We start from the raw sequence: 6451 nt of genomic DNA, 5'->3' as shown, positions 1-6451 counted from the left end.
CGGTGGCGCTGGAACACGCGCCACCGCGCACGCACGGACGTGCTGGACGAGCCACCCGCGCCGGCATGGTGAGGTACCCGCGAAGCCGCCGGTCAGGGGTGCCGTGCGGCCGTGCGGTCGAGTCCTTCGCGGACCTGAACGGCGAGCGCGACGGGGTCGCCGACGCGGAACATGTGCGAGAAGTACAGCTGCGGGTGCTCGGCGGTCTCCTGGTTGTAGAGGCAGCCCACCTGCCAGTGCTTGCGACGCATGACCGAGATGACCGGTTGCGTCTCGTGCGCCGTCATGGAGAAGTCGGGGACCACCGCCGCCTCGCCGCCCGGGAGCGGCTGGAACTGGACGCTGGTGGACACCCCGAGGTCCGGGCTGATGAGCACGCCGCCGAGCCTGATCCTGTCGGTGCGCGGCACGGTCACCGTGACGATCCCGTTCTCGCCGACGGTGGCGTCACCGCCGAGGATCTTCGCCAGCTTCCTGGTGGGGAGCGGGGTCTGGGGGTTCGGCGGCGAATGCTGCGGGAGCGGCGTGGACGTCACGCCGATGACGGCGCGTATGGCGCCGGCCAGCCGGAGCGGGTTCCCGATGGCGCGGAAATGCAGGAACCACACCATCGGGCGCAGGTCGTACAGGTGCTGGTGCTGCGCCTGGAACGTGATCCCGTGGGCGATGAACGCGTCGATGACCGGCTGGATCTCCTGCGGCTTCAGGGCCAGGTCGCCGTTGAGGATCGCCTTCCCGTGCCCGAGCGACTGGAAGAAGAGCTCGTGCTGGATCTGGAAGCCGTCCTTGAACCTCACCCGGGGCTGGCCGCCGGTGACGTGGAGGTCCGTGCGGTCGATGTCGACTTCGAGGACGCCGCTGCTGCTCACGTGGCCATCGGCCTGCAGGATCTTCTCGATCTTCTTGACCGGAAGCCGGTCCGTCGCGATTCTGGTGTGCGCGCCGGCGTTCGGGCGAAATGCCGAGTCGGCCGTCGACGCCGTCGCGGTGCCGGCGCCCGCCGCGCCTCCGCCGACGACGAGGCCGGCGAGAAGCGTGACCGCGCCGCAGAACCGGCCGACCGTTCCGCGCCGCGTTGTTCCCGATGAACAGAGTACGATCACGTGTTTCCTCCTTGGGTCGGTTCAGCTCTGCCCTGACCTGGGCAAGCGCGAACGCGAGCGATGATCAGGGGAGTGCATCGCAAGGGCATCGCGGTGCGCGGGAACCGGTGAAGGAGGACGCCGGGCGGTCAACCATTTCCCTTGAAGGGATTTATTTCCTAAACGGGGGATCTCGGCCTATTTATGGCGGGAATTGGTGGCAGGTCAGGGTTCGATGAGGCCCGTGCGGATGGCGTAGCGGAGCAGTTCCAGACGGTCCTTCATGCCGAGTTTGGCGAGGATGTTGGCGCGGTGCCGTTCCACGGTCTTGACGCTGATGACGAGCGTGGCGGCGATCTCCTTGGACGAGTGGCCCTCGGCGACGAGCTTCAGGATCTCCTCTTCGCGGGGCGTGAGGACGGTGTCGGGGTCCCGTCCGGCGCCGGCCTGGGCGAGGTACGTCCGGATCAGCGTCGTGACCGCGCCCGGGTACAGGAACGGCTCGCCGCGCATCGCGGCGCGGCACGCGGTGATCAGGTCGCGGTCCGCCAGCGACTTGAGCACGTAGCCCGCCGCGCCCGCCTTCAGCGCCTCGAACAGGTACTGCTCGTTGTCGTGCATGGTCAGGATGAGGATGCGCAGGTCGGGACGGGTGCGGGAGAGTTCGCGGGCGGCCTGCAGGCCGGTCATCCGCGGCATCGCGACGTCGAGGACCGCCAGGTCCGCCGCGACGGCGCCGGCGCCGGACAGCAGCTCGATCGCCTCCGCGCCGTCGCCGGCCTCGGCGACGACCTCCAGGTCCGGTTCGCCGTCGAGGATGAGCCGGACGCCGCGGCGCACCAGCGCGTGGTCGTCGGCGAGCAGGATCCGGGTCGGGCGTGTCATGGCCGCTCCTCGACGGGCCGGTCCGCGCCGGCGAGCGAGGCGTGGACGGTGGGGACCCGCAGGTCGAGCCGGGTGCCGCCGCCTGATCCGGTGCGCAGGTCCAGGGCGCCGCCGACCAGCAGCGCGCGTTCGCGCATGCCGCGGATCCCGGCGCCCTCGGGGGCGCCGCCGAGCCCTTCGCCGTCGTCCTCGACGCGCAGCAGGACACCGCGGTCGCCGTCGGCCCGCAGGTCGAGGACGACGCTCGCGGCCCCCGAGTGCCGGGCGGCGTTGGTCAGGGCCTCCTGGGCGACGCGGTACAGGACCAGTTCGACCTGCGGGTCGAGCGGCGGCAGCCCGTGCTGCACCTGCCGCCGCACGCGCAGCGTCGTGTGCGTGTCGAACTGGGTGGCGAGCGCGGCGAGGGCGCTCGCCAGGCCCAGGTCCTCGAGGACGTCCGGGCGCAGTCGGCGGGCGATGCGCCGCACCTCGTCGAGGCTCTCGCGGGTCATCTCCTGGGCGTTCCGCAGGTCGCGCCGCACCTGCGGCGGAGCCGCGTCGGTGACGCGCTTGAGGTCGAGCAGCAGCGCGGTCAGGCTCTGACCGATCTCGTCGTGCAGCTCCCGGGCGACGCGGCGGCGCTCGTCCTCCTGGGCGGACAGGGCGCGGGCCGCGCTGGTGCCGCGTTCGGCCTCCAGGCGCCGCAGCATCTGGTTGAAGGTGTCGATCAGCGCGGCGATCTCGCCGCTCCCGGTGACCGGCAGGCGCTGGCCGGGACGCAGCAGGTCGACGGTCGCCATCAGGCGGGCGAGCCTGCCCAGCGGGGCGAGGCCCCACCACAGCAGCACGGCGTTGGCCGCCAGCATCACCGCGAGCCCGGTCGCGAGGACGAGCGCCTCGGTCAGCCGGATCGGCACCGACACCGTCCACGGGCCGACCATCAACAGGACGGTGGCCACCGCTCCCACCAGGGTGTTCAGCCAGAACACCCGCCAGAACAGCCGCACTGGCCGCGCTTCCTCCCCTGCCGTCCGCGTGCCGCCGCGTCGCGCGGCGCACGCTCGTCCCCACGGTATCCGCCCTCTCACCTGCCCTCTCGCATCGTGCCGCCGTCCGGCGGGGCCGATCGGGCGCGGCGCTCGTCCGCGCCGGGCGTGCACGCCGCGCGGCGCGGAAATGGGTGCCGCCCCCGATGGCGGGCGGCGCACCCCTCGCTCGTGATCGTGGACGGGCGCGCCTCAGCGGCCAGTGCGGTTTCGCTTTCCCTGGCACTTAACGCAGAACCGTACATAGGGCAGGATTTCCAGCCGCCCGGCGGGAATCGGCTGGGCGCATCCTTCGCACCGCCCGTACGTGCCTTCCTCGAGCCGCCGCAGCGCGCTGTCGATCTCCGTCAGGCTCTGCCGCAGATTCTCCATGCGGGCGTAGTCCGCTTCCTCGGTCTGCTCCACCGAGACCTGCTCGACCGACTGCTCCAGCACACCCAGTTGCGACGCGCGGCGGCGCCGTTCGCCTTCCAGGCGCTGCTTCATTTCCCGCGCCGCGGCGTCGCCCAGTGCGTGCCTGCCCGTGGCGCCGTCGTCCACGCTCGTCGTCATGCGGTGCCAGTCCCTTCCGCAACCCGAACATCCCGAGATGTACCTGAATCCACCATGCGCCATCGGCATGCGGCGCCATATCGGGTCCGGCACCCATTTCGCGTGGGGGACGCGGTGCAGATCGGAAGGTTCGCGGGGGACGTCCTCGGCCGTTACGGCTTGCGGGCGATGCCGCCGTACCAGTTGACCTGGTCCGCCGACGGGCGGGGAGCGTCGCCGTCGGGGCGCCATTCCGACACCAGGGTCACTCCGGGGTCCAGCAGGTCCAGGCCGTCGAAGGCGAGGGCGGTGAACGCCTCCCGGGTCCGCGCCTGGGCCGGCACGCCGCCGGCGCGGTAGGCCTGCTCCAGGCCGTGGACCCCCTGCGGGTCGTGTTCCGGGGTGACGTGCGAGGCGACCAGGAAGCTGCCGGACGGCAGCGCCTCCATCAGCTCCCTGACGATCTCGCCGGGGTGCTGCTCGTCCACGATGAAGTGCAGGATCGCCACCAGCATGAGAGCGACGGGCCGGTCGAGGTCCAGGGTGGTGCGGACGGCGGGGTCGGCCAGGATCGCCGCCGGCCGGCGCAGGTCGGCGTGGACGTAGGCGGTCCTGCCCTCCGGCGTGCCGATGAGCAGTGACCGGGCGTGGGCCAGCACGATCGGGTCGTTGTCGACGTACACGACGCGGCAGGCGGGGTCCTCGGCCTGGGCGACCTCGTGGACGTTGCCGGCACTGGGCAGGCCGGCGCCGATGTCGAGGAACTGCGTGATCCCCTGTTCGCGGACCAGGTGGCGGACGGCCCGGCCCAGGAACGACCGGTTCTCCCGGACGGCGATCCGCACCGCCTGCCAGCTGCGCGCCGCGATCTCCGCGGTGTCCCGGTCGATCTGGTAATGGTCCTTGCCGCCCAGGTAGTAGTCGTACATCCGGGCCGAATGCGCGACCGTCGTGTCGATCCGCACCGGTTCGTCGGCCGGGCGGGACACCGCGCTCGGCACTTCCCATGCTTTCCGGACACGCTCGGACACCCTGGCCTCCTCCGTGGATCGCCGACAAACGTGATCATATTTCTAAAAAGCGGCCGGGTTGGGCGAGGAGCGTCAGCCCTCTGTCCACGGGCGGAGTTTCTCCGGATTGCGCACGGCCCAGATCTGCTTGACCCGGTCGTCGACGATCTCGAACGCGAACACGGTCACGGTGACCCCGTCGAGCCGGGCGACCAGGCCGGGCCGGCCGTTGACCGTGCGCTCCAGGAGCGTCATGCCGGCGGGCATCCGGTCGGCGATCTCCATCCAGCCGCGGGCGATCGGCTCGGCGCCCTCGATGGGGTCGAGGAAGGCCATGGCGAGGCCGCCGCCATCGGCGACCGCCGTGGCGTCGGGATCGAGCAGGCCGATCAGGGCCTCGATGTCCTTGGCCTCCCACGCCGCCTTGAAGGCCCGGACGACGCCGGCCTGCTTCGCCACGGGCGGCGCCGGATCCCGGAGGACGGAGAGGCGGCGGCGGGCCGAGGAGGCGAGCTGGCGGCATGCGGCCGGGGTGCGGCCGGTGACCTCGGCCACGTCGGCGAACGGGAAGCGGAAGACGTCGTGGAGGATGAACGCCACGCGCTCGGCCGGGGTCATCGACTCCAGCACGACGAGGAAGGCCATGTTGACCGACTCGTCCAGAGTCACCCGGTCGGCGGGGTCGGCCGCGGTGCCGTCCGTCCGGCCGGCGGCCCACTCGGCGGGCTCGGGCAGCGGCTCGGGAAGCCACGCGCCGACATAGCGTTCGCGACGCGCCCGCGCCGACTTGAGCGTGTTGAGGCAGATGCGGCCGGCGACCGTGGTCAACCACGCGCCGGGCGACTCGATGGCGTCCCGCTGCGGGCGGGACATGGCGTACCAGCGCGCGTAGGTCTCCTGGACGGCGTCCTCGGCCTCGGCCAGCGAGCCGAGCAGCCGGTAGGCGAGATTGATCAGCTGCCGCCGCTCGCCCATGATCACGCTGAGGGCTGGATCGGTCCGGTCGGGTCCCGGCCTGGACGTGTCGCTCATGTGTGTCGCCGGCTCTCTTCTCGGTCTCGTGCGGGCTCACCACTTCGACAAGGCACCGGGCCGGAATGTGAGGTCCGCGGGCGCCTCACATTCCGCGGGGCCGTCCTGTCGTACCAGCAGAGACGAACCCACCGTGCAACGGCCCAGGAGGAATCATGACCACTTCGGCTCCGGCGACATCGTTCACCGGCCCGGCGCCAGCGGAGGCGCTGGAGCGGGCGGCCGCCGCGTTGAGGGACAACAATTTCGCCGTCGAGATCCTCGACGACGCCGCCGCCGCGCGTGCCCGCGTCCAGGACCTGGTTCCGGCGGGCGCCACCGTCTTCACCGGGGCCAGCGAGACCCTCCGGCTGTCCGGCATCGACGAGGACCTCAACCGCAGCGGTCGATACGACTCGGTCAAGGCGCGCAGCTCCACCATGGACCGCGCCACCCAGCTGACCGAGATCTGGCGGATGCTCGCCTGCCCCGACGTCCTCGTGGGCAGCGTCGCCGCGGTCACCGAGACCGGCTCCCTGGTCGCCGCCTCGGCCAGCGGAAGCCAGCTGGCCGGCTACTCCGGCGCCGCGCCCCAGGTGATCTGGGTCGTCGGGGCGCAGAAGGTGGTGCCCGACCTGAGCACCGCGCTGCGCCGCATCGAGGACCACTGCGTCCCGCTGGAGAACGAGCGCTGCATGGAGGCCTACGGGGTGCCGAGCGCCCTCAACCGCATCCTCGTCCTCAACGCGGAACCTCACCCCGGGCGCGGGACCGTCCTGCTGGTCCGCGAGGCCATCGGTTTCTGACCCGCTCGGAGCCGCCGAGCCGCGCCGCGCCCGGACGGGACGGGGCGGCCGACACCGGTGCGGCACCGGCCACCGGACGTGCTGGAGGCCGGTGCCGATCG

At 71.9% G+C, this 6451-nt stretch carries 7 protein-coding genes; 1 reads left to right on the top strand and 6 read right to left on the bottom strand.

From position 1 onward, the window contains the following. Positions 1 to 92: 92 nt before the first annotated feature. The 6 genes from ABZ914_RS43845 to sigJ form a co-directional block, all read right to left on the bottom strand. Entirely contained in the window at positions 93 to 1103 is a 1011-nt protein-coding gene (locus ABZ914_RS43845) for a DUF1259 domain-containing protein (protein ID WP_500200655.1), read from the bottom strand. Positions 1104 to 1307: 204 nt separating this feature from the next. Next, a complete protein-coding gene (locus tag ABZ914_RS43840; RefSeq protein ID WP_387026711.1) occupies positions 1308 to 1967 on the bottom strand; it encodes a response regulator in 660 nt (219 codons plus the stop codon). After that, complete coding sequence (locus ABZ914_RS43835; protein WP_500200654.1) at positions 1964 to 2953, bottom strand: sensor histidine kinase; 990 nt, start codon at positions 2951 to 2953, stop codon at positions 1964 to 1966. The genes ABZ914_RS43840 and ABZ914_RS43835 overlap by 4 nt, the downstream gene beginning before the upstream one ends. A 231-nt stretch (positions 2954 to 3184) precedes the next feature. After that, the gene (locus ABZ914_RS43830) at positions 3185 to 3544 is read right to left on the bottom strand and encodes a TraR/DksA family transcriptional regulator (protein ID WP_433135994.1); all 360 of its coding nucleotides are present in this window, start codon (positions 3542 to 3544) and stop codon (positions 3185 to 3187) included. A gap of 152 nt (positions 3545 to 3696) precedes the next feature. Then, complete coding sequence (locus tag ABZ914_RS43825) at positions 3697 to 4554, bottom strand: SAM-dependent methyltransferase (protein ID WP_500200653.1); 858 nt, start codon at positions 4552 to 4554, stop codon at positions 3697 to 3699. Positions 4555 to 4626: 72 nt separating this feature from the next. Beyond that, positions 4627 to 5565 (bottom strand): RNA polymerase sigma factor SigJ, encoded by a 939-nt coding sequence (gene sigJ, locus ABZ914_RS43820; RefSeq protein ID WP_500200652.1) that lies wholly within the window; start codon positions 5563 to 5565, stop codon positions 4627 to 4629. A gap of 155 nt (positions 5566 to 5720) precedes the next feature. Here sigJ and ABZ914_RS43815 point away from each other — a divergent pair, with 155 nt between their 5' ends. Beyond that, entirely contained in the window at positions 5721 to 6350 is a 630-nt protein-coding gene (locus tag ABZ914_RS43815; protein ID WP_500200651.1) for an LUD domain-containing protein, read from the top strand. The last annotated feature ends 101 nt before the right edge of the window (positions 6351 to 6451 follow it).

This window comes from Spirillospora sp. NPDC046719 (genome assembly GCF_040645715.1).
In the GTDB taxonomy this organism is placed as follows: Bacteria; Actinomycetota; Actinomycetes; order Streptosporangiales; family Streptosporangiaceae; genus Spirillospora.
The sequence above is the reverse complement of the archived record's forward strand: the minus strand, read 5'-3'. Positions and strand labels throughout refer to the sequence as shown.